Genomic DNA, 24,640 nt, shown 5'->3' with positions numbered 1-24,640 from the left:
CTGCGTCGTTTAGCCTGCCTTTTCAGAGAGTATTTTGTCAGCTGGGTTGATCGTTATAATTGTGGCGTCGATCTGTGCGAGGTCGCGTTCAACTTGGCGCAAGCGCAGGATGGATTGCTTCTTCAACAGCGGGTGTATTGCGGAGGTTTGGTTCTTGATCAGGGCCTGCCGGGCGGTTTGGTGTTGGAGAATTGTTTGTGCTGGCGCTTCGAGAACCCAAATGCGTCCAGCGTATCTTTAGAAATGCCGATTCCGCGCCTCAGCGATGCGGCGCAATACCCTGCCGGTCGACACAACACTGGCATCGAACCCTGAAGACCCGCATCCTGCTGGAAAATTGCGCCCTGCCAGCTGATTTAGAAGCCCAAATCGAAGCCTTGGTCGATCACTACCACGGTAATCCCCCCATTTTTAACAGGGGGCGGTCGTAGAATTTACGCGGCCATTTTCAGTTTCATTGCGGGTGTGATGCCGCCGAGGCCCATATTCGGGCGGTCATTATTGTAAGTCCATAGCCATTGTGTGGCAAAGTCCTGTGCCTCCTCTATGTTTTCGATGATATGTTGGTCCAACCATTCATGCCTGACGGTGCGATTATAGCGCTCGATGTAAGCGTTCTGCTGCGGCTTTCCGGGTTGAATGTACTGGATGATAATACCTTGTTTCTCAGCCCATTCCAGCAGCTTACCACTGATGTACTCCGGCCCATTATCGACCCGAATGGTTCCTGGTTTCCCACGCCATTCAATGATCCGATTAAGGCTGCGAATAACCCGTTCGGCTGGCAAAGAAAAATCGACCTCGATGCCCAAACCCTCGCGGTTAAAATCATCCAGCACGTTCAAGAGCCGAAACGCCCGACCATCCCCGAGGCGATCCGCCATGAAGTCCATCGACCAGGTCATGTTCGGGGCGTCCGGCACTGCCAGCGCATCGGGTTTGTCCCGCTTTAACCGTTTCCGAGGTTTGATCCGCAAGTTCAGTTCCAGTTCGCAGTAAATCCGGTAAACCCTTTTGTGGTTCCACGAATGACCTTGCACGTTACGTAGATGCAGGAAACATAGCCCAAACCCCCAAGTCTTCCGTGCGGCCGTCAGCCCAACCAGCAGATCGGCAATCTCTTCGTTCTCATCGCTCAAGAGCGGGCTGTAACGATAGCACGTCTCACTGACATCAAACGTGCGGCAGGCCAGCGCAATGCTGATACCGTGGCGCGCCACCGCTTTCTCGGCCAGACCCCGTCGTAAGGCTGGCCGGATCACTTTTTTCCCAGGGCTTCCTTCAGTAATTCTGCTTGCATGCTCATCTCGGAATACATCTTTTTCAGCCGCCGGTTCTCGTCTTCAAGCGCCTTCATTTGGCTGATCATCGACGCGTCCATACCACCGTATTTTGATCGCCATTTGTAGAACGACGCGTTGCTCATCCCGTGCTCGCGGCACAGCTCCGTTACAGGCACACCGCCTTCGGCTTGGCGTAGGATCGCAAGAATTTGGGGTTCGCTATATCTCGTCATCTTCATCAAAATCTCCTCATGCATTCTGCCGAGAAAATTCTACTTCCACATCCCCTTAGTTTCGGGGGGGATTACCCCACCACCAGCGCTACCACGAGAGCCTGAACAACGTCAGGCCGCCTGGAGGTCTACTTCGGGCGTGACAAAGCCATTCCAAAACAAGGGGAAAGGAATGGTCGGGCGCCTGCAGGCCTGCAAATACACTCGATTTTGTGGTTAACCGAACGCGGAGCAAAACGGCTACAAATCCGGCCTCTACCGATGTTCTGCGGACACCAAAGTCTCAATAAACTTGGAAAACAACTCGCCCTGAGATCGTATTTGCAGTTTTGAGTACACGTTTCTTCGATGAATACGCACTGTTCCAGCTGTGATTTCGAGTATGCGCCCAACCGCATCCGCCGAATGTCCCTTCAGGGTAAACTCGACCACTTCACGCTCGCGCGGGGTCAAGACACCACCGCCGACATTGGTGAAGGCCAGCTCAACACTTTGATGGATGCTGGAATTTGTTGCGTTATCTTCATTTACCCCAAATTGTGTCGAGAGATCATGCCAGTGGCGCTGGCAACAGGCTCGCACGATTGGACAAAACTCGCCAATCTGGCGGAACTCCTTGGCTGAAAATGCCTTCTTCGCCCGCATAAGCGAGACCACAACAATTGCCTCACCGGGCATCTCAATGAAGAAACCAATTTCCTCTGCCAATCCGGTACGGGCGTAATAGTTGCGAAAATACTCACCCTGGAAAAAGCGGTCCGGGGCCAGGTCCCGAATCCGATACAGACCCGACTCCACATGATTGCCGCAGGCTAAATAAAAGGGATCCAGCAGGTATGGCCCTTCTTGGTAATCCTCTACAAAAATTTTGCGTTTTCCACGCGGAAAATCATCAAATAGATCCATGGGGCGTGCCGCCCCAAAATACCCAAAAATTACTGTATAGTCGAAGGGAACTATGCCTTTCAGCGCATCAGAGAGCGTCTGCGCAAACTGGTCAGTTCCGATCGTATCAATCAGCGTTCCCGTTGCTTTGATCAAATCCTTCATTCGAGAAACCTCTACACTCAGACTGGCATACCAAAAACGTGGTATATACAACGAAACTGGCTTTTCTTACAGTTTTCTCTAGATGAGTAGTATTCAGAAAATCCGAAAAAGATAGGTTAAAATGGAAATCACGGGGTATATCGGCGATGCTAGCCCGGTCAACAACAAGGTAATTGCTGAACTGCGTGGCGTCTCTAAACGTTTCGGGGATGTGCTGGCTGCAAGCGATCTAGACCTGTCCATTGCCGAGGGTGAATTCCTATCGTTCCTTGGCCCGTCGGGATGCGGAAAGACGACAGCCTTGCGCATGTTGGCAGGGTTTGAGGTTCCCACTGAAGGCGAGGTTTTGCTGGACGGCAAAGTTGTGAATGACCTTGATGCTTACCACCGTCCGGTCAACATGGTGTTCCAGCAATATGCCCTTTTCCCACATATGACTGTGGCGCAAAACATCGGCTATGGACTGCGCCAAGTTCGTCCACGACTGCCCAAAGCCCATATTGCCGAGAAAGTGAGCAAGGCGCTCGACGTTGTGCAGCTTAATGGCTTCGACGATCGGAAAATCTGGGAGATGTCCGGTGGCCAACAGCAACGCGTTGCGCTGGCCAGAGCAATTGTGAATGAACCCAAGCTGCTGTTGCTCGACGAACCGATGGCTGCCCTGGATCGGAAATTGCGCAAGGAAATGCAGATTGAGCTGCAAAACCTGCAACGTAAACTGGGCATTACCTTTGTTCTGGTCACCCATGATCAGGAAGAAGCCCTATCGATGAGTGACCGGATTTGCGTCATGAGGGATGGGCGCATTGTTCAAATCGGCAGTCCACAAGAGCTCTATGATCAGCCGAATTCGCGATATGTTGCGGGTTTTGTCGGAACTTCGAATTTCTTCGAGGGCAAGATCACCGACCAAGACGGGACACTCACCTCGGTTCTGTTGGACAACGGGTTGACCATGCAAGGCAAACCCGTTGGCCAGTTGGTTAAAAGCCAACAGGTTTGTGTCAGTGTCCGGCCAGAACAGATGAAATTGCGCCGCGAAGGCGAGGGCCTGAATGTCGTCGTGCGGAACCGGATCTTTCTTGGGGAGCACACCGAGTATCTGGTGATGCATGACTCTCTTGGCGAATTCCTGGTGCTTTCACCAAGGCAATCAGAACCGGACAACGGCCCGTTTAATGCAGGCGAAGATCTGCTTGTGAGCTGGGAGTCCAGCGCAGCACTCATTCTCGACAATACCTGACAACTTCGCAACCACAGGGAGAAAGACAGTGACCAAAGACAGCGACTATATCTCTAAGAGAAAATTCATGGAAGAACTGGGCCGGTACCGCAAGGGGTCGATCACCCGCCGCCATTTTCTGAATGTTACTGGGTTGGGTGCTGCGACCGCAGTCATGGGGGCAGCGATGCCTGGCCTGCGCCCCAGCCCTGCGTTTGCGGAAGGAAACATCGGTGATCGTGTCATCATTGCAACCTGGCCTAACTACCATGATCCATCCAATTTCGAAGCCTTTACCGAGGCAACCGGCGCCCATGTGCAGGTCAATGTGTTTGGCTCAAACGAAGAGATGCTGGCCAAATTGCAGGCCGGAGCCACCGGTTGGGATGTCTATGTGCCGACCAACTATACAATCTCCACTTATGTCGACGAAGGCCTGATAGAGCCGCTGGATACCTCCAAGCTATCAAACTATGACGCCTCCGCCTTTGATGCACGTTATGCCGAGGCTGGCTCGGTCGATGGTACGCTTTATGCAGTGCCCAAAAATTGGGGTTCAACCGGTATGGCCGTGAACACGGCGCAAAACGGCGGCAAGCCTATCTCATCCTGGAAAGAGTTCTTTGACATCTCGAGGGACAAATTCTCGGGACGTTCGATGGTGCATGACTATCAGCTGACAACAATTGGCAGTGCGCTGAATTATTTTGGGTATTCGTTCAACTCAGTAGACGAAGCTGAACTGGCGGATGCTGAAAAACTGCTGATCGACGTGAAACCGCATCTGTTTGCGATTACATCTGATTATCAGCCGTCGATGCGCAATGGCGATGCCTGGCTGACAATATGCTGGTCCGGCGATGGCAAGCAGCTCAACACCGACATGCCCGAAATTCACTATGTATTGGGCGCTGAGGGTGGCGAGATCTGGAGTGACTACTACGCCATTCCAAAAGGCGCGCCCCATACGGATGCGGCCTATGCGCTGATCAATTTCCTGATGGACCCGACAGTGAACACCAAAGAGGTTCTGGCGCATGGTTATCCGACAGCGGACGCAAAAACATTTGCGCTGCTGCCTGACGAACTGAAGAACGATCCGATCCTGTTCCCGGCTCAGGAACTCCTGAGCCCACTGGAATTTGGTGCGGCTGCAACTTTAACGGATCCAAACCGTGCCGAGTTGATGGCGCGTTTCAAGTCGGCCTGATCAGGATTGGAATGAGAACAACATGACGAAACGCACTCGCAATTGGTTGTTATTGGCACCCGCCGGAACCTGGTTTCTGGTGATGCTGATCATACCTTTATCTGTTGTTCTCATTTTCAGCTTTGGAGAGCGGGCGCCGGCCGGTGGCGTGGTGCCCGCTTTCACATTTGAACAATATGCCAACCTTCCGGCGCGTTGGGCTGCTTTCAAAAACACCATGACTTTGGCGCCAATTGGTACCTTATCGGCTTTGCTGATTGCCTACCCATTGGCCTATTTTCTTGCTGTCAAAGTAGACCCCAAATGGAGAACGATCCTGCTGGTACTGGTGATCGTTCCGTTCTGGACCTCGATCCTGATCCGCAGCTACGCTTGGATTTTCTTGCTGGGTGGCCGCGGCATACCTGCTCTTCTTGGTTGGTTCGGTATCGAAGGAGTGCGCCTGATCAACACCCCTTTTGCCGTCCTGATCGGCATCATCTACGGGTACCTTCCGCTAATGGTGTTTCCGATTTTTGTTAGCTTAGACAAGCTTGATAAACGGCTGCTAGAGGCCTCCTCGGATCTGGGGGCAAAACCCTGGAGAACCTTTCTTCAAATCACTCTGCCGCTATCAATTCCCGGTATCGCAACGGGTTGTATGCTCGTGTTTATTTTGCTGATGGGCGAATATCTGATCCCGGCGATGCTGGGCGGAGGCAAGGTCTTCTTTGTCGGCAACGCGCTGGTCGATCTGTTCCTGCAATCGCGCAACTGGGCCTATGGCTCTGCCGTGGCTGTCACCCTCGTTTTCGTGATGCTTATCACCGTCACGATCTACATGCGGCTCATCAATCGTCTCGGTGCGAACCGGGACGATGTATCGATAATGTGAGGTGATCTGATGAGACTCTATGCCGTTTGCGTTTATCTATTTCTCTATATCCCCATCGGGGTCATCGCGCTGTTCAGCTTTAACGCTGGTCGGCACGCCAGCCAGCTTCAGGGGTTTTCGACCAAATGGTATGGCAAGGTTCTGTCCAATCCGTTTGTCATGGATGCGCTGGAAACAAGCCTGATGGTTGCTTTCACCTCGGCCCTTTTAGCCAGCGTGTTTGGCACGATGGCGGCAGTGGCTTTACAGGGTATCAAAGGGCCGGTTCGCACGGCGTTTGATCTGCTGATCTACGTTGCCGTGATGATCCCCGGCATCGTGATTGGCATCGCGACTTTGATCGGATTGGTTACGGTATTTGACCAATTGAACCCGCTGATGGCGGCAATTTGGCCGGACGGATTTGTAGCGCCTAAACTTCATATGGGGATGGGATCTCTGATCGGGGCTCACACCATGTTCCTGATGGCGCTGGTGGTGATCATCGTACGTGCCAGACTGGCGGGCATGGACCGCGCCCTGACCGAGGCATCCTCGGATCTATACGCAACGCCGATGGGAACATTCAGGCAGGTGACGTTACCGTTGATATTCCCGGCAATTCTTGCCGGCTTTCTGCTCAGCTTCACCTTCAGTTTTGATGACTTCATCATCGCATTTTTTGTGGCAGGGTCTGAAACAACGCTGCCGATCTATGTGTTCTCTTCGATCCGTCGCGGGGTCACGCCGGAAATCAACGCAATTGGGACGATGGTTCTCGTGGTTTCCTTGATCGCGCTTGTCACTGCGCAATTGTTACTGCAACGCGGAGGCAAAAAAGCCAAATGACACTGCCTCAAGCGTCGGCAAGCCAACATGCCTATCCCCTGTTGCTGGGCAAAGTCGCACTGGTCACGGGTGCGGGCTCTGGTATCGGGCGCGCAGGTGCCATGGCAATGGCGCGGCATGGGGCGCAGGTTATTATTACCGACATCGACCCTGAAAAAGCCGCGCAGGTTGTCGCCGATTTGAACGCAGAGGATGTTAAGGCCACATCAGCCGGTCTTGATGTGACTGATGATCAGGCGATCAAAGCTTTGATTGATGAAACTGTTGATACATATGGGCGGCTGGATGTTCTTCATTCCCACGCCGGCTATCAAGTGGAAGGCAATCTGGAGCAAGTTCCGCTCGACGGCATGGAGATGTCGTGGAAGCTAAATGTGCGGGCGCATTTTATAGCGGCCCGCTCGGCAGTTGGACACATGCGAGCCCAAGGCGGTGGCAGCATCATCATCACCTCTTCCAACTCGGGCGTGCAGTATGATCGCGAAATGATTGCCTATGCCACCACCAAACATGCCGTGGTGGCGATGACCCGTCAAATGGCAGCCGATTATGCCCAACACAACATCCGCTGCAACACGCTGTGTCCCGGTTTTATCGATACCCCGTTTAATGCAGGTTTTGAGACGCAAATGGGGGGGCGCGACAAGCTGGAAAGCTATGTGTCCCGGACAATTCCAATGGGCCGCTGGGGGACCACTGATGAAATGGCGGATTCCATTTTGTTCCTGGCCTCGGACATGTCCACATTCATGACCGGCCACGCCCTGGTCATTGATGGTGGCGAATGCATTTGATCTACTCTCGGAGAAGCAATAAATGACCCAAACCACACAAAACTCAAATGGTCGCCTGGCGGGCAAAATTGCTGTCATCGCCGGCGGTGCTACTGGCATAGGTCGCTCGACGGCTCTGGCATTTGCACGTGAGGGCGCCAAAGTCAGCATCTTTGATATTCAGGACGATGAGGGCCAAAAAACAGTGGACATGATCCGCGAGATCGGTGCTGAGGCGGAATTTTTCCATGCGGATGTAACCAAGGTCAACGAAATTGACCGGGCGTTTGACGGCGCGATTGACGCGTTTGGACCTTACAACGTTCTGTTCAATCACGCCGGCACAATCATTGTAAAAGCGCTGCATGAAACAACCGAGGATGAATATGACCGGCTGATGGACATTAATGTCAAATCCGCGTTCCTGGTCTGCCGCCGCGCCGTCAAAGAAATGAGCGACAATGGCGGCGGATCTATTGTCATCACCTCTTCAATTGCGGCTGAGCGGGGCTATGCGCTGGAATCTGTCTACTGCATGTCCAAGGGGGCAGTGCTTCAACTGGCGCGCACCATTTCGACCGAATACCGGGATGCAGGTATTCGTTGCAATGCTGTGTGCCCCGGATTTGTCGAAACGGCTCATGGTCTGAAAGAGATCGCCGAGCTGGACGCCGCAGGGCAGGAATGGGAAGATTCAGGAATGGCCGCAACACAGGGCCGTATCTGTTACCCAGAAGAAGTGGCCGCAGCTGTGGTTTTCTTGGCGTCGGACGAGGCCAGTTTTGTCAACGGAACCGCCACCTATGTCGACAATGGCTGGTACGCCAAGGGCTGATGAACCAGTTGCGCCGTGGGCGAAGCCTGCGCCGCACTCTGCTTGCTCAGCTATGGAGCGCAGTTTTGGAGAAAAGTTGAATCACCACAATTCCAATCAGAATAAGGGTGATGCCAACAGCAGTTGGAAAAATGCACAACAACCTCTTTGATCTCTGGTCCGGCAACGTCAGTCGCGTTTTTCGTAAACGATAAAGGGTGTCTGCTCGGCGACTTGATCGTATAGCATTCGACCTATGTTGTTTGTTTCCTGCGTCAACCAATAGGTGCCCGGAATACCATTGGCTTTTGCTGCGCCGTGCACAGCCCCGATCAACGCGCGGCCTATTCCGCCGCCCCGTCGGCCGGGATCGACAAACAAATCCATCAGGTAACAGGTGTCCTCAATACTCCAGAGCGTCCGGTGAAACAGGAAATGAGCCAGCCCAACAAGTTGACCATCGGTTTCGGCGACAACGCCCTGAAACTCTCCGTTTCCTTTGGAGAGAAGCCGTTCAAACGCGGTCTGGTAGACCTCTTCGTCAACTGTTGTCTCGTAGAATTCCAGGTAGGCAGTCCATAGCCGCCGCCATTCGGGGTGGTCTTCAGCGGTAAGAGCGCGGATCGTCAGGTTGCTGTTAGGGTTGCTGCTCAGCATTTGATCCGCTCCATCTTGGGGTCAAACAATGGCCTGAGAGAGGCGGTTGCCAAATGGCGCTCACCGGCGACCTCCAGTTGCCAATTGCCAGTTCTGACAATCTCTGCCGTCAGTGGCCTATCCAGTTCGACAAAGCCTATCCCGACAGCTCCACCAAGCGTATGGCCATAGCCACCAACCTGCATGTAACCAACCTCCTGGCCGTCCAGATAGATCAGCTCATTGCCATAGAGAAGTGGCTCAGGGTCTTGCAGCAGGAACTGCAGCATCCGGGTGCTGGGCACGCCCTTTTCCTTGATTGCCGCCAAGGCATCGCGGCCGATAAAGCCGCCGGGTTTGTCCAGCTTCACTGCAAAGCCGAGGCCCGCCTCAATTGGGTTGTCAGTATTGTCTACGTCCAGCCCAAAATCGCGGTAAGCCTTCTCCAACCGCAGGCTGTTCAGCGTCTGCATACCCGCATCACGTAGGCCAAATTCCTTGCCTGCCTCTTTGAGCAGGTCATAGATCTGAACAGCTGCATAAGACGGCACCTGAAGCTCCCAGCCCAGTTCGCCGACAAAGGTGACGCGGAACGCCTTGACCATCCAGTAGCCCACGTCGATGTCCTGACAGGTCATAAAGGCGAACGCCTCGTTCGACATATCGGCGCTGGTCACTTTCTCCATTAGCTGTCGCGCCTTGGGACCGTGAATGTTGATCTGAGTGATCGCCGGGGTGAGATCGGTGATCACCACCACCTCAGCCTCCGATATATGCCGCTTCATCCGCATCAACGTGTGGCCGTGGCTGTTCTCACCGACCACGACCATGAAGCGATCATCGGCCAGTCGCGTCACCGTCAGGTCGGCCTCAAAACCGCCCTGTTCATTGACCCAGGCTGTGTAAATCAGACGACCTGCCTCCACATCCACATCGTTACAGCTGAGGCGGCTCATCAAAGCCAGCGCGTCGGGGCCCTCGACCTGAAATTTGGACATGGCGGACATGTCCATGATGATGACATCCTCACGTGCGGCGCGGTGTTCCTCGGCGTGCCAGTCAAACCAGTTCTGGCGATGCCAGCTGTATGTCTCGATCTTTGCCTGCTCAACGCTGGGCGCAAACCAGTCGGGCATTTCCCATCCGTGACCTTCACCGAAGTAAGCCCCCGAGGCCGCCAATCGGTCATGCAGCACCGAGCGTTTCAGGTCGCGCGCCGTCTCAAATCCCTCGTTGTGGTAGTGCTGGCCGAACAGTTTGCCCAGCAGCTCCGGCCCGCGATCCCGGCGGAATGCGCGGGTTGCCTCGTGACGGGTAAAGCGGTTGACGTTAATGCCTGTCACATCAATGGGTGGGTGCCCATCGACAATCCAATGGGCCAGCACATTGCCGGTCCCTGCCCCATTCAAAATGCCCAGACTGTTCATCCCACAAGCCACAAAACACTTGCGCAGCTCTGGCGTCTCACCCACCAGCGGCGCAAGGTCGGGGGTGAAGCTTTCGGGGCCGCAAAACAGCTTGCGCACACCAATATCCAGCGTTGACGGCACGCGGGAGTAGGCTTTTTCCAGATGCGCGCCAACCCGGTCCCAGTCGGGCTCAATCTCCCCAAACGAGAAATCCTCGGGGATACCGTCCAGTTTCCACGGCGCGGCACCGGGTTCAAACAGACCCAGCATCAGCCCGCCCACTTCCTCGCGGTAGTAGGTATAGGTTGAAGGATCTTCCAGCACTGGTAGATCGCGGCTGAGGCCGGGCACGTTTTCGGTGATCAGGTAGTAATGTTCAGCGGCTTGCAGCGGCAGGTTAATCCCAGCCTTGGCCCCCAGTTGGCGCGACCACATGCCGCCGCAGATGACCACATTTTCGGCGGTGATCGTTTGACCATCAGCGGTACGGACTCCCGTAGCGGTGCCGTTCGATGCGATGATTTCGCAGACCGTGACACCTTCAAATATCTTCGCCCCGCCCATCCGCGCGCCCTTGGCCAGCGACATAGTGAGGTCCACCGGATTGGCCCGGCCGTCCTCTGGGATGTAGAAACCTGCCATAACGTCTGACAGATCCCCAATCGGAAACAGGTCAGCGGATTCCTGTGGCGAGACCTCATGGATGTTGATCCCATGGCGACGCATAAACGGCGCCAGCCTGCGCATCTCGTGCACCCGCTCTGCGTTGTTGGCAATCTGCAGGTAACCCACATCACGAAAGCCGGTTGGCACACCGGTTTCCTGTTCCAGACTGGCATAGAGATCGCGTCCATGGGTGTAGATCTCGCATTCTGCCTCGGTCTTCAGAAGCCCCGCCACGATCAGGCCTGCGGCATGCCAGGTGGTGCCGCTGGTCAGCTGGTTGCGCTCAAGCACCACAACATCACTCATGCCCAATTTGGTCAGATGATAGGCGGTGTTACAGCCAATGGAACCGCCGCCAATGATTACGGTCTGCGCATGAGTGGGAAGAGATGTCATCGAAGTCGTCCTTGTATTCGTCTACTGGTCAGCACTTGCCCAGCGCAACGTTTCTTAAATCTTGGTGGTTACATCGCCCAACCGCACGTCGCCATCTTTTACGATGCTGCATAAACAAAGTTCTGACTTGACTCGACTCAGAAAGCAACCCACTCATTGAATGAACATTCAATTGATAGAAGGCCGAATTGCACTCACAACAGTAATCCGGGTGTAAACAAGAAAAGCGGTTTAGACCGTTTTTTTGAAGCTCATGGAGATAACGCCTCGCTTGGAGGTGTGCGACATCAGGGAGACTGCAGAATGGATGTAATTGATCAACTCGGCTCACTCAAAGAAGGTAAATTGAGTCGCCGAAAATTCACCACATCGCTCATGGCGGCAGGCATTGGGGTGATGACCACGCCGCTGGCTACCCGCAAGGCAACGGCGGCGGCAGCCGACCAGGGCACCTTCTTCACCTGGGGGGGCTACGACATACCAGAGTTGTTTGTACCCTATAAGGAAAAGCATGGTGAGTTGCCGAACTTTGCCATCTTTGGTGGCGCCGAAGAGGCGCTGACTAAAATGCTCGGAGGCTACGTCGTTGATGTATCGCACCCCTGCAACGCCGGCATTCCACGCTGGATTGCCTCGGGTCTGTTCCAGCCAATTGATACATCGCGGCTGTCGAACTGGGCTGATGTGATGCCCGAACTATATGATCTCAAGGGCAACATCGTTGACGGAAGACCCTATTTGGCACCGTTTGATTGGGGCCAGACTTCAATTACTTATCGCACCGACATGTTCGAGGTCGAGGGCGAGGAATCCTGGGATATGCTCTGGGATGAACGTTACAAGGGGCGGCTTGGTAGCCTCGCCTCAGGCGGGGATGCCTGGTGGTGTGGCGCGATCAAGGCTGGTGTGCCACTCACGGAAATAGATACGCCAGACGCCTTTGAAAAAATCGCGGCCGTGATGCGCGCCCAGCGCCCGCTGATCCGGCTTTATACCGATGACACCACCACTCTCGAACAGGCGCTTGCCTCGGGTGAACTGATAGCGGCGATGACCTGGAACAGCTCAGCGACCCTGCTGCAAGCCGATGGGGTTCCAGTGCGTTTTGCCAAGCCCAAAGAAGGCGCGCTGACCTGGGTTTGCGGCTTAATGATCCATAAGGATGCGCCCAACCTGGATCTTGCCTACGACATTATCGACTCGTTGCTGAGTGTTGAGTCCGGCAAGTTCATGATCAGCGATTACGGCTATGGCCACTCCAACATCAAAGCATTCGACGCGTTTGACGACGAAACGCTACAGGGCCTTGGCCTCAGTAAGACACCCGCCGATATCCTGGCAGGCGGTCATTTCCAGATCCCACAATCCCAGCAATGGGAAACCAAGATGAATACTCTCTTCGAGGAAATCAAATCAGGTTTCTGATGCTCTTGGTTCCGTGCCTGAAGGGGACAGTTGTGCCGGATGGCGCGGAACATGAGATCAGATCTAAGTTTTGCCGCCAGTCCTGTTTTGCCGCCAGTCCTGTTTTAGAGCCAGTCCTGTTTTGGAGCCCCCTGACATGAGCATAACAAACGGCCCCATGTCGGACGACGCGACAGGCTTGCCGAAAACCAGTCGACTCGGAGCGCTGCTACAGCGGTCTGAGGCAGCGCGTGGGTTCTCTCTGCTGTCGCCGACGCTATTCATCATGACGGTCGGTATTCTGGTGCCAATTGGAATTCTGGTCGTCATGAGTTTCTGGACGCAGGTGGGGTTTGGCTTTGACACCACCGCCACCACCGCGAATTACCAAATGGCAGCAGAGCGCCCGATTTACGGCGCGCTGCTTCGACGCTCTCTGTGGATGTCGGGCATGGCCACCATGGCCACCGTAATTCTCTCTTACCCGATGGCCTACTTTGTCGCGTTCCATGTCCACCGCAACAAGATGATGTGGATCGTGCTGATAACCCTGCCGTTCTGGACCAGCTATCTATTGCGCGTGTTCGCCTGGAAAGTGGTGTTGGGGTACCAGGGTGTGATCAATTCAGCCCTGATGAACCTGGGCCTGATTGAGGCTCCGCTCGAGTTTCTGCTTTACAGCCAGTCAGCCGTTGTCATCACTCTGGCTCATGCCTGGGCAGCCTTCGCCATCTTGCCAATGTACGTGTCGTTGGAAAAAATCGACAAATCGCTGTTGGAGGCTGCAACTGATCTTGGCGATGGCCCTATCGCACGTTTCCTGCGGATTACCCTACCTTTGTCACTGCCAGGGGTCATATCCGCCAGCTTGCTAATTTTCATCCCCACCACCGGAGACTACATCACCCCTACCCTTCTTGGCGGCCCGGACGGAGCGATGATCGGCAACCTGATCCAGAAACAGTTTGGCGCCGTCAACAACTGGCCCATGGGGGCCACCCTGTCGATCATTCTCATGCTATCAATAGGGGCGATTGCACTCAGTTTCATGCTGATTGCCAATTTCGTCAGAAAGCGCATTTCATGAGCGGGCATTCCTATATCAAACGGCCAAACCGACCGCTTCAGTTCTACGCCGCGCTGTTTCTGGTTGTTCTCTATCTGCCGATCCTGTTTTTGCCGCTCTTTAGCTTCAACACTTCGATCTACGTCAAATTCCCGCTGACGGGTTTTACCTTCCGATGGTATGTCGAACTGATGGACCGCGAGCCGGTCTGGGCGGCCTTGATGAACAGTCTTCGGGTTGGCATCACCACCTCGATCATCTCGACCGGATTTGGGGTATTCGCAGCCAAGGCGATCACCCGATACAGATTGCCCGGAAAAGGCCCATTGATCGGGTTCATAATGCTACCGCTGGTGGTGCCTGGTATCATCTTTGGTGTCGCGCTTCTGGTTCTGATCAGCCGCATGGGCATTCAGTTGTCACTTGTCACAGTCACCGTTGGGCATGTAATCGTATGCCTGCCCTTTGCCATCGCCACCATGATCCCGCGCTTCGAAGGGTTTGATCCATCGGTAGAAGAGGCCTCGGCCGATCTGGGGGAAAACGCGTGGTGGACATTCTGGCGCGTCACTTTCCCGATGGTTTTTCCCGGCATTCTGGCCAGTCTGCTGCTGACCTTCACCGTATCCTTTGACGAATTCATCATGGCGTTCTTCCTCAGCGGCACCGATCCAACCTTGCCAATGTATATCTGGAGCCAGTTGCGCTTTCCCAAGGAATTTCCATCCATCCTTGCCCTCGCCTCGATCATCCTGGTCGTGTCCTTTGCCCTGGTGTTCCTCGGGCAGTGGCTCAACCGAGACGCGCAAGCCACAGATTTGAATAGTGAATGACCAGATGATGCAAAACGATGCCTTCATTTCAATCCAAAACGTCAATAAGTACTTTGGCAAGTTTCACGCTATCAATGATGTGTCCATCGACATCAAACATGGCGAGTTTTTCTCGCTGCTGGGATCATCAGGATGTGGCAAGACAACGCTTTTGCGAATGCTGGCAGGGTTCGAAAGCCCAACATCGGGTGAGATCTATATCGACGGCCAGCCCATGTCAGGCGTGCCGCCGCATCATAGGCCCGTTAACATGGTGTTTCAGAACTATGCGATTTTCCCGCATCTAAATGTGCGCGACAACATCGCCTATGGCCTGCGCAAACAAAAACTGCCCCGCGCCCAGCGCGACGCATTGGTTGACGAGATGCTCGATCTGATCAAACTTCCCGATTATGGCGACCGCAAAGCCAACCAACTGTCTGGTGGCCAACGGCAACGGATCGCACTGGCTCGCTCGCTGATCTTGCGGCCAAAGGTTCTGTTACTGGATGAACCGCTTGGTGCGCTCGACAAGCAATTGCGCGAACAGATGCAACTGGAATTGCGCGCCTTGCAGAAAACCGTGGGGATCACTTTTGTGTTCGTCACCCACGATCAGGAAGAGGCGCTGACCCTGTCTGATCGCATGGCCGTAATGTCAAATGGGCGTGACCTGCAGGTGGATACCCCAACACGGCTTTATGAAAGCCCGATCAACCGCGAGGTGGCCAGCTTTATCGGCACCATGAATTTCTTTGACGGCACGGTTAAGGCATTGACCAATGGCGGCGCAGAAATTGAGACCGTTGGACTAGGCAATGTGTACACAACCAACATTCCACCAAGTCTAACACCGGGCCAATCCGTCTGCGCCGCAATCCGACCCGAAAAACTGTCTCTGAGCAGAGAGTCGCAAAGTGGTTTCAATCAGGCCAAAGGCCGGTTGGACAACGCAGCCTACTTGGGCGAACGTAGCCACTATTATGTCAGTATCGAGGGTGTATCAAAGCCCGTTGCCGTCTCAGTTCAGAACCGGCAACGGGCCAATGGCAATGGCGAAAATCAATGCCCGGTTTGGTTATGCTGGGATGACAACGCATTTGTGGTTTTGGAGAACGGATAAATGGGGCATCACAGCTCAAATGCCCTAATTTTCGGTGGAACGATGAGTAGAGAAAAGATCGCACAGAACAATGGCAAGAAACCTCGAACCGCCTCGAAAGAGGTGCGCCGACAGCAATTGATTGATGCGACAATCGACAGTATCGCCAAGCACGGCATCGTCGGGACAACCATGACCACTGTCACACGCACGGCGGGGCTTTCCATCGGCTTGGCCAACTTTCATTTCTCGACCAAGCAGAATCTGTTTGAGGAAACCCTCCGCTTTCTTGCTGAAGAGCATCATCAGCAATGGAAGAAAAGTTATGAAAAGGCCAATCTCGCCCCCGAGGACAAGCTGTTGGCCATTGTCGCCGCGCATTTCCATCCAAAAATATGCAATCGTAAAAAAATCGCTGTCTGGTACAGCTTTTTTGGCGAGGCCGGCGGGCGGGCATCGTACCGCAAACTTGCTGATGATATCGACACCGAACGCCGCGATATATCGACCGAGTTGTGCCGCAAGATTATCGAAGATGGTGGCTATGACACCGTCGACGCAACCGACGTCACCTTAATGCTGGAAAGCATCTATGATGGTTTTTGGTTGAACATCCTGATGTATCCCGGCGAGTTTTCACTTGCTGATGCAAAGCGGCGAATAGAAGGCTACCTCTCTCAGGTTTTCCCTCGGCATTTTCAGCGGCCCGCGCCGCCAGACAGCACAGGATAGGTCGTGGCCCGAGACCCTCGCTATGACATTTTGTTTGAACCCGTTCAAATCGGCCCGGTGACGACCAAGAACAGGTTTTACCAAGTGCCGCATTGCAATGGAATGGGTCATCAGTACCCGTCCAGCTGGGTTGAGATGCGGCGGATCAAGGCCGAGGGTGGCTGGGGTGTCATCAATACCGAAGAAGTCGAAATAAGCCATACGTCAGAATTGAGCCCGACCCCTGAAGGGCGGTTATGGGATGACCGTGACATCCCCCTTTTGGCGCGGATGGCGGATGCGGTACACAACTACGGTGCGCTGGCCGGCATCGAACCTGCACACCTAGGGGGCGGGGCATCAAACAATTACAGCCGAGAGATACCAATGGGAGTGTCGGCCCGTCCGATTGATCTGCTAGAGCCAGTCCAGACGCGGGCGATGGACAAGGCCGACATCAAGGCGTTTCGCAAGATGCATGTGGATGCGGCGCGTCGCTGCAAACAGGCTGGATATGACATCGTCTATCTGTATTGCGGCCATGACATGACGACTTTTGCGCATTTCCTGTCCCGCCGGAATGATCGTACAGACGAATACGGCGGCAGTCTGGAAAACCGCGTGCGCCTGATCCGAGAGGTGTTGCAGGACACCAAAGAGGTCATAGGGGACACCTGCGCCGTCGCCATTCGGTTCGGCGTTGACGAGTTGAAGGGCCCGGCTGGTTTGACCAGTGGTGGTGAAGGCCGGGATGTTGTCGAACTGCTGGCCGACCTGCCCGATCTTTGGGATGTGAATATCAGCGACTGGTCCAAAGACAGCGCTACATCCCGGTTCGAACTCGAAGGGTTTCAAGACAGTTATGTCAAGTTTGTCAAACAGGTAACCCAGAAACCTGTTGTTGGCGTTGGCCGCTATACCTCTCCTGACGCGATGGTATCGCTGATCAAGAGCGGCCAGCTTGACCTGATAGGCGCAGCGCGACCGTCCATTGCCGACCCGTTCCTGCCCAACAAGATCGACGAGGGCCGGGTCGAAGACATCCGCGAATGCATTGGCTGTAATATTTGTGTTACCGGTGATTTTTTGGCGACACCGATGCGCTGCACTCAAAACCCAACGATGGGTGAAGAATGGCGCCGTGGCTGGCACCCCGAACGCATAGCCCCCAAAAAGCGGGACGAAAGCGTTCTGGTCATCGGCGCTGGCCCCTCTGGGCTCGAAGCCAGCCGCGCGCTGGCCCAACGTGGTCTTTCGGTCACCCTGGCGGAAGCAACGACGAAACTAGGCGGGCGGGTGGCCAACGAGAGCCAGTTGCCAGGTCTGTCGCAATGGAAGCGTGTGACTGATTATCGTGAATACCAGATCAGCCAGATGGCAAATGTGCAGGTGTTTTTTGACAGCAAGCTGACCGCTGAGGATGTGATGGAGGTTGGCGCCGATCATGTGGTGATCGCCACCGGATCGACCTGGGCACGCCACGGTATTGGGCGACACAATCACCTTCCAATCCCAGCCACGACAGGCAGCACTGTCTTGACCCCAGACGAGATCATGGCCGGCACGATCCCCGAGGGCCCAGTGATCGTGTTCGACGACGATCATTATTACATGGGCGGCATTCTGGCCGAGAAACTGCGGGGATACGGGTTGGACGTCACTTATGTCACCCCGGTGGCCGACGTGTCGCACTGGACCCATAACACAATGGAACAGGTTAGAATTCAGACTCGGCTCATGCAGCTGGGAGTGAAGATAGTCCCTCTGCACAACCTTGCCAAAATCCACTCCGACCATGTTGATTTGACATGCATCTATACCGAGCAGGTGAAAACCCTGCCCTGCTCCGCTGTTGTCATGGTGACCATGCGGGATGCGAAGGATGATCTTTACCACAGCCTGACTAGGCGGCTCGGCGGGCCTCTGGCATCCGTTACCCGCATCGGGGATTGCTATTCCCCAGGCACCATTGCTGCGGCCATCTATTCTGGCCACCGCTATGCCCGCGAGTTGGGTGAACCGATATGCGACGGCGTGCCGTTCCGGCGCGAACTTCCTGCACTCGCCACTGATTGACCCAAAAACCGGAGACCAAGATGGCCCGAGACCCTCGTTATGACATCCTGTTTGAGCCAGTGAAAATCGGCCCGGTCACCGCGCCAAACCGGTTCTATCAGGTGCCCCACTGCACCGGCATGGGCTGGCAACGCCCTCACACTCTGGCCGAAATGCGGGGTGTAAAGGCCGAGGGCGGTTGGGGTGTGGTTTGCACCGAGTATAACTCGATCCACCCCAGTTCTGATGATCTGCCCCACCCGTCTGCCTCGCTGTGGGATGACAGCGACGTGCGGGCGCATTCAGTGATGACCGACAAGGTCCACGCCCATGGCGCACTCGCCGGGGCCGAGCTGTGGTACGGCGGCATTCGGACTGCGAACATGATGACCCGTGAGGTCGCAATGGAGCTGGACAGCTTCCCCAACAGTGTGGGCCACCCGTTCCAGACCCGTGCAATGGACAAGAGTGACATCAAGACGTTTCGCCACTGGCATCGCCGCGCTGCATTGCGGGCCAAGGAGGCCGAGTTCGACATTGTCTATGTCTACGCAACCCATGGCTATTTGATCTCGAATTTCCTTAATCCACGAATGAATACGCGCGGCGACGAATATGGTGGTTCACTGGTAAACAGAACCCGGCTGGTGCGCGAACTGATAGAGGAGACCAAGGACGCGGTGGGTGACCGCTGTGCCGTCGCCGTGCGGTTTTCCGCAGACGAAGAGATCGGCGAAGACGGGGTCCCAATCTATGGCGAGCGCCGCGAGATGTTCGAAATGCTGTCCGAACTGCCGGACCTCTGGGATATCAATATTGCTGACTACTCTTTGGAAATGGGCGTATCGCGCTTTGTCAAAGAAGCGCCGCTGGAACCCTATATGAGTTTCGTCAAATCTGTGACTTCCAAACCCGTTGTTTCCGTTGGCCGCTTTACTTCGCCCGACACCATGGTCAGTCAGGTGAAACGCGGCATCGTCGATTTGATCGGTGCCGCGCGGCCCTCGATTGCGGATCCGTTTCTGCCCAACAAAATCAAAGAGGGACGCATCGATTCAATCCGTGAATGTATCGGCTGCAACGTCTGTTATTCTGGCGATTCAATTGGTGTGCCAATCCGCTGCACCCAGAACCCGACCATGGGCGAGGAATGGCGCAAGGGGTGGCACCCCGAGAAAATCGCCCCCAAGGAGTCAGACAGCCGGGTTCTGATTGTTGGTGCAGGCCCAACGGGACTGGAGGCCGCCCGCGCGTTGGGTGAACGTGGCTACGATGTGATGCTGGCCGAAGCGCGGCGCCAATTGGGCGGGCGGGTCACAGCTGAAAGCACCCTGCCGGGGATGAGCGAATATGCCCGTGTGCGCAATTACCGCGAGCAGGAACTGCAAGGTTTGCCGAATGTTGAGATCTACCGGGAAAGCCACCTGACGGCCGAAGACGTATTTGCGACCGAGCCGGATCACGTCGCCTTGGCAACGGGTGCCAGCTGGCGCCAAGAGCGTTTCGATGGCGAGACCTATGTGTCGGTTGCGGCACCTGGAACCTCACCTGAAATATTGACCCCAGATGACATCATGGGGGGGGCAATGCCATCGGGGCCGGTGCTGGTTTATGACGAAGACAGCTATTATCTGGGTGGCGTCATCGCCGAGCACTTGAAGTTGGCCGGGCACAAGGTTGCACTGGCCACGCCTGCCGACACCATCTCGGATTGGGCTGGCAAAACCTCTGAGCGCTGGCGGGTGCGTACGCATCTTATGAAACTCGGGGTCGAGACCATCGTCTCGCATAGTTTGGCCAGTTTTGATGGCAAGAAAGCCACCCTGAGATGCGCGTACTCGGGGGTTAAAAAACCGATAGCCGTGGCTTCGGTTGTCATGGTGACACAGCGCCGACCCAATGATGCGCTCTACCACGAGCTGCTTGCAAGCGTCGACGGGCAGATCGAGAAACTGCCGTTCACACTGAAACGTATCGGGGATTGCGAAGCACCCGCTATCATCGCCGCCGCCACCTATGCCGGCCACAAATATGCGCGCGAGTTGGACGCCTCTGTTGATCGCGACCAGCCGCTGAGACATGACCGCATTGATGTTGGTGCACCGTCTGCTTCAACGCCCGTCACAGGTGCAGTTTGAATGGCCGCCGCCCAGTCCGCCCAGTCCTTGTCGTAGCGGCTGGTGCAGTCACGCTGGCCTGCGCGTGGATCTATCTCACAGGGGATCCCAGCTCAGGTCAGCCCGATGTCACAGCAGCACCGGATACTTGCGATTCCTGCACGGCCCGCCACCAATCTTTGACACGCCTGCGCGCAGTGCTAAACGACGACGGGAGCAATGACTGATGACCGCGGCCTACCCCACCCTATTCACGCCTCTGTCCGTTGGACCGGTCGAACTGAAAAACCGGATCATATCAACCGGCCACATGACCGTCATGCTAAAGAACGGCTCCAAGCGACGCCCAGTGCACTGATCTGCGATGTCGTGGCGGGTTTGAAGCCGCTGCAGCACGCATTCGAAAAGCCGGGCTGGACGGGATCGAGGTTGTGACCTCGAACGGCTATCTGATCGCGCAATTCTTTAATCCGCGCGTCAATATCCGCACCGAGCCGACCTTAACTTCAATAGGATAGAATATTCACGGTTCAAAAGAAGTTTCAGGGCCAACAAAACTCAAACAGGCGGGGTCAAAAACGACGACGTGATTCAACTCAGGGCGTGACCGAGAAGAGTACAACATCGCTTGGGCCCCTGCATCTCGGGCAGTATCGGAGAACACCCAAGTCGGCGATCATAATGCATTTGCGCGAATATCTTGCCAAATCACAGATGCCGCTTTGTTGTCGCGTTCATCGACTACACGGTCAGATTTAAGCCACATGGGTACCAGCTTTCGCGCAACTCGATCACCAAGATAGCGCTGCATTGCCACACTTGCTCCCTCCGCACGGAGCGAAACATAGGCCGCGATCTGCCCCGAATGATGGAAACGTCCATCTGGCGCTCTTGCTGGTTTCGCAGGTGTGTCAACAAAGGTTTGGGGGAGAATGCGCCAGACCGGGCCGTCGAATGATCTCAATGATTGCATAATTGCACCCATAGTTATCAAAATACGCTTTGTCCCGCATTGGCGCCGGTGCTCCACGCCCTTCAAAATTCTCCCGCTGTGTGGCTGGGGAAATGATGAACCGTTGGTGAATTTGCGTCAAATGCAGTCATTTCAATTTGGTGTGAAATGGAGTGTGGCACATCATAGAGGCTCTGTTGCACAACTCAGCCTGAAGGCGTGCTGCCCCTTTCCCCGGACGGAGTTATCCTACGGGATGGGTTTGGGGAATGCCAAGCGCGGTGAAGCCGTTGAGCTCGGCGGCCCGAACTTGTAGCTCGGAGACCTGGCGATTGAACTCCCGCGCCATAATGCCCTCGCCCAGCAGTTTGACACAGCGCATTCACTGCCCGGCAGGGTTATGCGAAGCATGATCCCGAGAGGGTTGTCTCGACGAGGCTTCTGCGATGATAGCCACTCCATCTTCGCCAAATGGCCCGCCCGAGGTATTTGGTAGCTCTCAGGATTTCATTGCGCGCTTCCGCTCCTGGCGTTGTCCACTGCCCGCCAGTGGTTTGCTTGCAAACCATGACAGGGGGCTTCCATGGTTTGGCATTGCGGCGGGTGGGAATGACGGCATGGGCATCTCGGCTGGCGATCGCGTTATGACAAGCACGGGTGTCACAGCCCCCTCTCAGCGAATGTAACATTCGCCTGCCGGGCAATGGATATGTACTTTGCGCCACTGGCGCGGCTTGGATGGCCCGTGCTTGCGCGTGTGCCACTCCCCTTCGCCCTCCACTGTCCGGCAGGCGCATCCGCAGGATGCTGCCGAGAGGGGGCCTTAATGCCGGTACTGTCCGCTGCCCGGCAGGCGGCTTTGCCGCCGAAAGGGGATCAGCAGGTGCAACGGCCCTTTAGAGCCGCGATACGGGATCATCACTTTCAGGTCCTTCTGACGTCGGCTAAGCGTGCTGAAATCTGGTACCGGCCAATCCAGATTAGCCAGATTCAACAGGCTTTCAACGAGGCCAATCACCTGCCGAAGCGGCAACCGAAACAGCACCTTCAGCCCCTCTCGGTCATTGTTGCACAATAACCTGTCAGGCAATGGTCAAACAAGTCTGGATCGCGGCATCGCTGAATGTCGGCTGGCGCCCTGGCTTGCCAGTGGGGGTCGCGCGCCAATCCATTCCGGGATCGAACCAACCTCTCACACATGTAAACATGTGTTGCCGGTCAGTGGATCGGCAGCGATCCGCGTCTCTTCAGGGCAGCGTTATAGGATCGCCAGTTTGTGGTTTTGTATTTCTGCGGTAAGGGTTTGCTCATGCAGGATGGGTAACATCCTGGATTCCCGACGTGAATCCATCACGGCTATTTGTGCAACAAAGCCATCCTTGTACCATTATTGTTTTCAATAAGTTACAGCAATTCAGGTAACAAACTGTGTAACAAACGTTTTTGGGTTGCGCCTACCATACCCCCAATATAGACACCCGGTGACCGACAAGTGCGAGTATGGCGGAATCGGTAGACGCGTTGGATTCAAAATCCAATTTCTTAACGGAAGTGCCGGTTCAAGTCCGGCTACTCGTACCATTAAACTTTGTCGGTAGGGTGTTGTTTCACTAACAACCCCTACCCAAAGATCACCACCAAATACTATCTTTGTAGTCGTGAGGGATCAAACCCCCATCTTTTTTGCACTCTACGTCCAAATAAGTGGCGTTCATGTGGATTGAACAGCGACGCCATGTCAGCAGCCGTAAAAGCATGTGTCACGTTGTCAGCATCGATCCAGTCAAATGATGCACCAGAGGCAGAGAGTAGCTTAATTTACGCCAAATTCTGTCCAACTATTGGGAAGTAGCTTACCAGAGACAAAACCCCTTCAACGTACAACATTTTGACAGTTTTTCTGCCGCCCTTGTTGACCTGCCCCTGCCCGCGGTGTTCAACCTTTTGAACCCGGCAACAGGACATCTATTCACATGCTGCGCAGCATCTATAACTGGACCATGGCTCTGGCCGATCACCCACATGCCCTCTGGTGGTTGGCGGCAGTGGCTTTCATTGAGAGTTCGGTGTTCCCGATCCCGCCGGATGTTCTGATGATCCCGATGATTCTGGCCCGCCCCTCACGCGCCTGGCTGATTGCGCTGATCGCCCTTGTCGCCTCGGTTCTGGGCGGATTGCTGGGCTATGGTATCGGCGCTTTCTTCTACGACAGTATTGGTCAGCCAATTCTGGAGGCGATGGGAAAGGGAGACTCGATGGAGGCCTTTAACACCAAGTTCAACGATTTTGGTTTTTGGGCGGTGCTGGGCGCTGGCGTCACCCCGTTCCCCTTCAAGGTGATCACCATCATGTCGGGCTGGACCAGCATGCCACTGGGCACCTTTGTTGCGACGGCGATACTGGCGCGGGCAATGCGTTTTTTCCTTGTTGCTGCACTGCTTTGGAAGTTCGGCACACCAATTCGTGACTTCATTGAAAACCGTTTGGGGCTTGTCTTTACCGTCTTTGTCGTGCTGCTGTTCGGTGGATTTTTTGCACTTAGGTATCTCTGACCCATGCGTCGTATTCTAATTCTTGCCGCTGCCGGCGGCTCTGCAGCCCTGCTTTTGGGCGCCCTTGGTTTTCAATTCATCGGTGACATGCCGCCCTGCAAACTGTGTTACTGGCAACGCTATCCCCATGTCGCCGCCGCCGGTATCGGCGTGCTGGCGCTGCTGATCCCCGGCGCCATATTACCCTATCTGGGGGCGCTGGCAGCGTTGGCGACGGCGGCTATTGGCCTGTACCATTCCGGCGTCGAGCGGAGCTGGTGGGAAGGCCCCACCACCTGCACCTCGGGGCCGATCACAAACCTGTCGCCCGAGCAGCTGATGCAACAGATTATGGGGGCGCCGCTGGTGCGCTGTGACGAGATCCCCTGGGAGATGTTCACCCTGTCGATGGCCTCGTGGAATGCCATCGCGTCTTTGGTACTGGTTGGGTTCTGGATCGCGGCGGCAAAAAGCAGCCGCTGACCATCGCAGACCT

At 55.1% G+C, this 24,640-nt stretch carries 22 protein-coding genes, 1 tRNA gene and 1 pseudogene; 17 read left to right on the top strand and 7 right to left on the bottom strand.

Features of this window, described 5'->3' with window-relative positions:
- Nucleotides 1-434 precede the first annotated feature (434 nt).
- A protein-coding gene (locus QPJ95_RS18185; RefSeq protein ID WP_286018130.1) for an IS3 family transposase occupies nucleotides 435-1,522 on the bottom strand; the annotation gives its coding sequence in 2 pieces (ribosomal slippage) (nucleotides 435-1,261 and nucleotides 1,261-1,522; 1,089 coding nt in all).
- 249 nt (nucleotides 1,523-1,771) lie between these two features.
- The gene (locus QPJ95_RS18180; protein ID WP_270920682.1) at nucleotides 1,772-2,566 is read right to left on the bottom strand and encodes a helix-turn-helix transcriptional regulator; all 795 of its coding nucleotides are present in this window, start codon (nucleotides 2,564-2,566) and stop codon (nucleotides 1,772-1,774) included.
- Between the two features lie 121 nt (nucleotides 2,567-2,687).
- Here QPJ95_RS18180 and QPJ95_RS18175 point away from each other — a divergent pair, with 121 nt between their 5' ends.
- From QPJ95_RS18175 to QPJ95_RS18150, 6 genes are read left to right on the top strand one after another with little or no spacing between them, the layout of a single operon-like run.
- Nucleotides 2,688-3,809: an ABC transporter ATP-binding protein gene (locus QPJ95_RS18175; protein ID WP_270920683.1), complete on the top strand. Its 1,122-nt coding sequence runs from the start codon at nucleotides 2,688-2,690 to the stop codon at nucleotides 3,807-3,809.
- A gap of 28 nt (nucleotides 3,810-3,837) precedes the next feature.
- Nucleotides 3,838-4,998: an ABC transporter substrate-binding protein gene (locus QPJ95_RS18170; RefSeq protein ID WP_270920684.1), complete on the top strand. Its 1,161-nt coding sequence runs from the start codon at nucleotides 3,838-3,840 to the stop codon at nucleotides 4,996-4,998.
- Between the two features lie 22 nt (nucleotides 4,999-5,020).
- Nucleotides 5,021-5,872, top strand: a complete 852-nt coding sequence (locus tag QPJ95_RS18165; protein ID WP_270920685.1) for an ABC transporter permease — start codon at nucleotides 5,021-5,023, stop codon at nucleotides 5,870-5,872.
- 9 nt (nucleotides 5,873-5,881) lie between these two features.
- Entirely contained in the window at nucleotides 5,882-6,700 is an 819-nt protein-coding gene (locus tag QPJ95_RS18160; protein WP_270920686.1) for an ABC transporter permease, read from the top strand.
- Nucleotides 6,697-7,494 (top strand): SDR family NAD(P)-dependent oxidoreductase, encoded by a 798-nt coding sequence (locus QPJ95_RS18155; RefSeq protein WP_270920687.1) that lies wholly within the window; start codon nucleotides 6,697-6,699, stop codon nucleotides 7,492-7,494. Before QPJ95_RS18160 ends, QPJ95_RS18155 begins: the two co-directional genes overlap by 4 nt.
- A gap of 22 nt (nucleotides 7,495-7,516) precedes the next feature.
- The gene (locus QPJ95_RS18150) at nucleotides 7,517-8,308 is read left to right on the top strand and encodes an SDR family NAD(P)-dependent oxidoreductase (RefSeq protein ID WP_270920688.1); all 792 of its coding nucleotides are present in this window, start codon (nucleotides 7,517-7,519) and stop codon (nucleotides 8,306-8,308) included.
- Nucleotides 8,309-8,476: 168 nt separating this feature from the next.
- Here QPJ95_RS18150 and QPJ95_RS18145 read toward each other — a convergent pair whose 3' ends face one another.
- The gene (locus QPJ95_RS18145) at nucleotides 8,477-8,944 is read right to left on the bottom strand and encodes a GNAT family N-acetyltransferase (RefSeq protein WP_270920689.1); all 468 of its coding nucleotides are present in this window, start codon (nucleotides 8,942-8,944) and stop codon (nucleotides 8,477-8,479) included.
- On the bottom strand, nucleotides 8,938-11,394 hold the full coding sequence (locus tag QPJ95_RS18140) for a GcvT family protein (RefSeq protein ID WP_270920690.1): 2,457 nt from the start codon (nucleotides 11,392-11,394) through the stop codon (nucleotides 8,938-8,940). Before QPJ95_RS18140 ends, QPJ95_RS18145 begins: the two co-directional genes overlap by 7 nt.
- A gap of 156 nt (nucleotides 11,395-11,550) precedes the next feature.
- Between QPJ95_RS18140 and QPJ95_RS18135 the strand changes: the two genes are divergently transcribed.
- The 8 genes from QPJ95_RS18135 to QPJ95_RS18100 all read left to right on the top strand — a co-directional run bounded on the left by QPJ95_RS18135 (nucleotide 11,551) and on the right by QPJ95_RS18100 (nucleotide 21,179).
- The gene (locus QPJ95_RS18135) at nucleotides 11,551-12,819 is read left to right on the top strand and encodes an ABC transporter substrate-binding protein (RefSeq protein ID WP_270920691.1); all 1,269 of its coding nucleotides are present in this window, start codon (nucleotides 11,551-11,553) and stop codon (nucleotides 12,817-12,819) included.
- Nucleotides 12,820-12,955: 136 nt separating this feature from the next.
- Complete coding sequence (locus QPJ95_RS18130; protein ID WP_270920692.1) at nucleotides 12,956-13,885, top strand: ABC transporter permease; 930 nt, start codon at nucleotides 12,956-12,958, stop codon at nucleotides 13,883-13,885.
- A complete protein-coding gene (locus tag QPJ95_RS18125) occupies nucleotides 13,882-14,697 on the top strand; it encodes an ABC transporter permease (RefSeq protein ID WP_270920693.1) in 816 nt (271 codons plus the stop codon). The genes QPJ95_RS18130 and QPJ95_RS18125 overlap by 4 nt, the downstream gene beginning before the upstream one ends.
- Nucleotides 14,698-14,704: 7 nt before the next feature.
- Nucleotides 14,705-15,799: an ABC transporter ATP-binding protein gene (locus QPJ95_RS18120; RefSeq protein WP_270920694.1), complete on the top strand. Its 1,095-nt coding sequence runs from the start codon at nucleotides 14,705-14,707 to the stop codon at nucleotides 15,797-15,799.
- Nucleotides 15,800-16,510, top strand: a complete 711-nt coding sequence (locus tag QPJ95_RS18115; protein ID WP_270920695.1) for a TetR/AcrR family transcriptional regulator — start codon at nucleotides 15,800-15,802, stop codon at nucleotides 16,508-16,510.
- Between the two features lie 3 nt (nucleotides 16,511-16,513).
- A complete protein-coding gene (locus QPJ95_RS18110; RefSeq protein ID WP_270920696.1) occupies nucleotides 16,514-18,565 on the top strand; it encodes an oxidoreductase in 2,052 nt (683 codons plus the stop codon).
- Between the two features lie 20 nt (nucleotides 18,566-18,585).
- The gene (locus QPJ95_RS18105) at nucleotides 18,586-20,682 is read left to right on the top strand and encodes an oxidoreductase (RefSeq protein WP_270920697.1); all 2,097 of its coding nucleotides are present in this window, start codon (nucleotides 18,586-18,588) and stop codon (nucleotides 20,680-20,682) included.
- Between the two features lie 410 nt (nucleotides 20,683-21,092).
- Complete coding sequence (locus QPJ95_RS18100; protein WP_286018287.1) at nucleotides 21,093-21,179, top strand: hypothetical protein; 87 nt, start codon at nucleotides 21,093-21,095, stop codon at nucleotides 21,177-21,179.
- A gap of 5 nt (nucleotides 21,180-21,184) precedes the next feature.
- On the opposite strand, the gene QPJ95_RS24335 is transcribed toward QPJ95_RS18100, so the two are convergent.
- The 3 genes and pseudogenes from QPJ95_RS24335 to QPJ95_RS18090 form a co-directional block, all read right to left on the bottom strand.
- Entirely contained in the window at nucleotides 21,185-21,286 is a 102-nt protein-coding gene (locus QPJ95_RS24335; protein WP_390922481.1) for a hypothetical protein, read from the bottom strand.
- Nucleotides 21,287-21,337: 51 nt separating this feature from the next.
- Nucleotides 21,338-21,634, bottom strand: a complete 297-nt coding sequence (locus tag QPJ95_RS18095) for a hypothetical protein (protein ID WP_270920698.1) — start codon at nucleotides 21,632-21,634, stop codon at nucleotides 21,338-21,340.
- 223 nt (nucleotides 21,635-21,857) lie between these two features.
- Nucleotides 21,858-22,924: pseudogene (locus tag QPJ95_RS18090) on the bottom strand (transposase).
- A 183-nt stretch (nucleotides 22,925-23,107) separates the two neighbouring features.
- Between QPJ95_RS18090 and QPJ95_RS18085 the strand changes: the two are divergent.
- From QPJ95_RS18085 to QPJ95_RS18075, 3 genes are all read left to right on the top strand, one after another.
- Nucleotides 23,108-23,194, top strand: a tRNA-Leu gene (locus tag QPJ95_RS18085).
- A gap of 392 nt (nucleotides 23,195-23,586) precedes the next feature.
- Nucleotides 23,587-24,165 (top strand): YqaA family protein, encoded by a 579-nt coding sequence (locus tag QPJ95_RS18080; RefSeq protein WP_270920699.1) that lies wholly within the window; start codon nucleotides 23,587-23,589, stop codon nucleotides 24,163-24,165.
- A 3-nt stretch (nucleotides 24,166-24,168) separates the two neighbouring features.
- A complete protein-coding gene (locus tag QPJ95_RS18075; RefSeq protein WP_270920700.1) occupies nucleotides 24,169-24,627 on the top strand; it encodes a disulfide bond formation protein B in 459 nt (152 codons plus the stop codon).
- Nucleotides 24,628-24,640: the final 13 nt, after the last annotated feature.

Source organism: Parasedimentitalea psychrophila, assembly GCF_030285785.1.
Taxonomy (GTDB): domain Bacteria; phylum Pseudomonadota; class Alphaproteobacteria; order Rhodobacterales; family Rhodobacteraceae; genus Parasedimentitalea; species Parasedimentitalea psychrophila.
This window is presented reverse-complemented; position numbering and strand designations above follow the sequence as displayed.